General features: G+C 51.2%; 1 protein-coding gene. It reads left to right on the forward strand.

Annotated features, from left to right (window positions below; translation table 11 throughout):
- Window positions 1–25 precede the first annotated feature (25 nt).
- On the forward strand, window positions 26–4,102 hold the full coding sequence (gene rpoB / locus ABYP33_RS17580; RefSeq protein WP_373092493.1) for a DNA-directed RNA polymerase subunit beta: 4,077 nt from the start codon (window positions 26–28) through the stop codon (window positions 4,100–4,102).
- The last annotated feature ends 121 nt before the right edge of the window (window positions 4,103–4,223 follow it).

Genomic DNA, 4,223 nt, shown 5'->3' on the forward strand with positions numbered 1-4,223 from the left:
CAAGAAATGATGCTGGGGAGTACTGATGGCTTACTCGTACACTGAGAAAAAACGTATCCGTAAGGATTTTGGCAAGATGCCGCACGTCATGGACGTGCCCTATCTCCTTGCGATTCAGCTGGATTCTTACAAGAAGTTCACCCAGCAGGGTGTTCCTGCCGGTGAGCGCGGCGAGTATGGTTTGCACGCCGCATTTAAATCAATCTTCCCGATAGTGAGTTACTCCGGCAATGCGGCCTTGGAGTATGTCGATTACGTGCTTGGCTTGCCGGCCTTTGATGTGAATGAGTGCCAGCTGCGCGGTGTGACCTATTCTGTGCCGCTGCGAGTCAAAGTTCGTTTGATCATTTATGATCGCGAATCGGCCAACAAAAGCATCAAAGATATTAAAGAACAAGAAGTCTATATGGGCGAAATCCCGCTAATGACTGAAAACGGTACTTTCGTTATCAATGGTACTGAGCGGGTTATTGTTTCCCAGTTGCACCGTTCACCTGGTGTGTTCTTCGATCACGATCGGGGCAAAACCCACTCATCGGGCAAGCTGCTGTACTCTGCGCGGATCATTCCCTACCGCGGCTCTTGGCTGGATTTTGAATTCGACCCGAAAGACATGGTGTTTGTGCGTATCGACCGCCGTCGTAAATTGCCAGCAACGATATTGTTGCGCTCATTGGGTATGACAGCAGAAGAGATTCTTGATCTCTTCTACGACGTTAATACCTTTAAGGTTGCCAAAAAGGGCGGCTTTACTATTGAGTTGATCGCCGAGCGTCTGCGTGGTGAAGTTGCGACCTTTGATATTGCTGCCAAAAACGGTGAAGTCATCGTTGAGACCGGCCGCCGTATAACCGCGCGCCATATTCGCCAGATTGAAAAATCAGGCATGAAAGAGTTGGAAGTGCCGGTTGAATACTTGGTTGGCCGCGCGCTGGCTAAAGACATTGTCGACAAAAAGACCGGCGAAGTGCTCTTTCCTTGTAATACCTTGATTACTGCCGAAATCCTTACTGCGCTTGAAGAAGCTGATGTTAAGGAAATCGACACGCTCTATACCAATGAGCTGGATTGCGGGCCGTATGTCAGTGATACTTTGCGCGCTGACCCAACCAATACCCAGTTAGAGGCATTGGTCGAAATCTATCGTATGATGCGCCCCGGCGAGCCGCCAACCAAAGAGTCGGCCGAGAATTTGTTCCAAAACTTATTCTTCTCAGCAGAGCGTTATGACCTGTCTACCGTTGGCCGGATGAAGTTTAACCGCCGCGTTGGTCGCGAGGATATTTTGGGTGCTGGCACCTTGGACCAAAGCGACATTATCGCTGTTATGAAAATGCTGGTTGGCATTCGTAACGGTAAGGGCATTGTCGACGATATCGATCATCTCGGTAACCGTCGTATTCGCTCTGTTGGTGAGATGGCTGAAAACCAGTTCCGTGTTGGCCTGGTACGGGTAGAGCGGGCGGTTAAAGAGCGTCTGTCTATGGCCGAAAGTGAAGGCCTGATGCCGCAGGATCTGATCAATGCCAAGCCAGTTGCCGCTGCGGTAAAAGAGTTTTTTGGCTCGTCACAGCTGTCACAGTTTATGGACCAAAACAACCCGCTGTCAGAGATCACCCACAAGCGCCGTGTTTCTGCGCTTGGGCCCGGTGGCCTGACCCGCGAGCGTGCAGGCTTCGAAGTCCGTGACGTTCACCCGACGCACTACGGTCGCGTCTGTCCGATAGAGACGCCAGAAGGGCCAAACATTGGTCTGATTAACTCATTGGCGACCTATGCACGCACCAATGAGTACGGTTTCCTAGAGAGCCCCTACCGTAAAGTGAAAGACGGTAAGGTAAGCGACGACATCGAATATCTGTCGGCGATCAACGAAGCTGAAGAAGTTATCGCTCAGGCCTCTGCGGTCATGAACGAAAAAGGCGAGCTGACCGACGAAATGGTTGCTGTTCGTCACATGAACGAATTTACGGTAATGCCGCCGGAAAAAGTAACCTACATGGACGTTTCGCCCAAGCAGGTTGTTTCGGTGGCGGCGTCTTTGATTCCGTTCTTAGAACACGATGATGCTAACCGCGCCTTGATGGGGTCGAATATGCAGCGCCAGGCGGTGCCAACACTGAAGGCCGACAAGCCTTTGGTTGGTACTGGTTTTGAGCGCTATGTGGCGTCTGACTCCGGTGTGTGTGTGGTTGCCCGCCGCGGCGGTGTGATCGACAGCGTTGACTCTTCACGTATCGTTGTTCGTGTTAACAACGACGAAGTGCAGCCCGGTCAGCCACCGGTAGATATTTACAACCTGACTAAATACACTCGTTCTAACCAGAACACCTGTATTAATCAGCGTCCAATTGTAAGCGAAGGTCACGACGTTGTGCGTGGCGACATTCTGGCCGATGGCCCGTCTGTTGATATGGGTGAACTGGCGCTGGGTCAGAACATGCGTATCGCGTTCATGCCTTGGAACGGTTACAACTTTGAGGATTCGATTCTTGTTTCTGAGCGCGTGGTGAAAGAAGATCGCTTCACTACCATTCATATTCAAGAATTGACCTGTATTGCCCGCGACACCAAATTGGGTTCAGAGGAAATCTCTGCCGATATTCCCAATGTTGGCGAAGGCGCGCTGGCGAGTCTGGACGAGTCCGGTATCGTGTATATCGGTGCTGAAGTCGGCCCCGGTGATATTCTGGTTGGCAAAGTCACGCCTAAAGGCGAAACTCAGTTAACCCCAGAAGAAAAATTGCTACGTGCAATCTTCGGTGAGAAAGCCTCTGACGTCAAAGATACTTCCCTGCGTGTTCCTACTAGCACCAAGGGCACGGTTATCGACGTTCAGGTTTTCACTCGCGATGGCCTTGAAAAAGACAAGCGCGCGCTGGAAATTGAAAAAATGCAGCTCGACCAGTTCCGTAAGGATCTAAACGAAGAGTACCGCATTGTCGAAGAAGCGACTTTTGCGCGTTTGTCTACGGCCTTAGAAGGCCAAGCGATCCTAAGTGGTCCCGGTATGAAAAAGGGCGATGTCCTGACCGCTGCTGGCTTGGCTGAGATTAAGACTGACGATTGGTTCAAGCTGCGTCTTTCTGACGAGACCTTGAATGCTGCACTGGAAGACGCTGACAAGCAGTTGGTTGCGCATCGCAAAACCTTAGAAGAGCGTTTTGAAGATAAGCGTCGCAAACTGACGACCGGTGACGATCTGGCGCCGGGCGTACTTAAAATAGTTAAGGTTTACTTGGCCATCAAACGTCGTATTCAGCCAGGTGATAAAATGGCTGGTCGTCACGGTAACAAGGGTGTTATCTCGGTCATTATGCCGGTTGAAGACATGCCTTTTGATGAAAACGGTGAGCCGGTTGATATCGTTTTGAATCCGTTGGGTGTACCGTCGCGGATGAACGTTGGTCAGGTTCTTGAAACCCACCTTGGCCTCGCGGCGAAAGGTTTGGGTAGCAAGATTGATGCAATGATTCGCGCGCAGCGTGAAATTGCCGATGTTCGTAAGTTCCTTGGCGAAATCTACAACGATGGCGCAGGCCGTCACGAAGATCTCGACAGCTTCAGCGATGAAGCCATTATGGACCTTGCCAAGAATCTGCGTGGCGGCGTGCCAATGGCAACCCAGGTATTCGACGGCGCTAACGAGGGCGAAATTAAAAGTCTGCTACGCTTGGCAGGTCTGCCAGACAGCGGGCAGTTGAAGTTGTGTGACGGCCGTACCGGTCAGGAATTCGACCGCCCGGTCACTGTCGGCTATATGTACATGCTCAAGTTGAATCACTTGGTTGATGACAAAATGCATGCGCGTTCTACTGGTTCGTACAGCTTGGTTACCCAGCAGCCATTGGGTGGTAAAGCCCAGTTCGGTGGTCAGCGCTTCGGGGAGATGGAAGTGTGGGCGCTTGAAGCTTACGGTGCCGCCTATACCCTGCAGGAAATGCTAACGGTGAAGTCGGACGACGTGAACGGTCGGACCAAGATGTACAAAAATATTGTTGATGGTGATCAGAGCATGGAGCCGGGTATGCCCGAGTCTTTCAATGTATTGGTCAAAGAGATCCGCTCACTCGGTATTAATATCGAGCTAGACACGGAATAAGCATCAACAACGAGATGGCAAGGGGTGCCGCTACCGTTTTGTAGCGGGCACCTGTTGAACACCCTTGCGGAGGAACGGCCTTGAAAGATTTATTAAGTCTATTAAAACAGGGACAACCGAA

The organism is Zhongshania sp. (assembly GCF_041584495.1).
Lineage (GTDB): Bacteria > Pseudomonadota > Gammaproteobacteria > Pseudomonadales > Spongiibacteraceae > Spongiibacter.

Coding starts and splice junctions, on each gene's coding strand:
- rpoB (WP_373092493.1), top strand. CDS start 26: ATGGCTTACTCGTACACTGAGAAAAAACGTATCCGTAAGGATTTTGGC.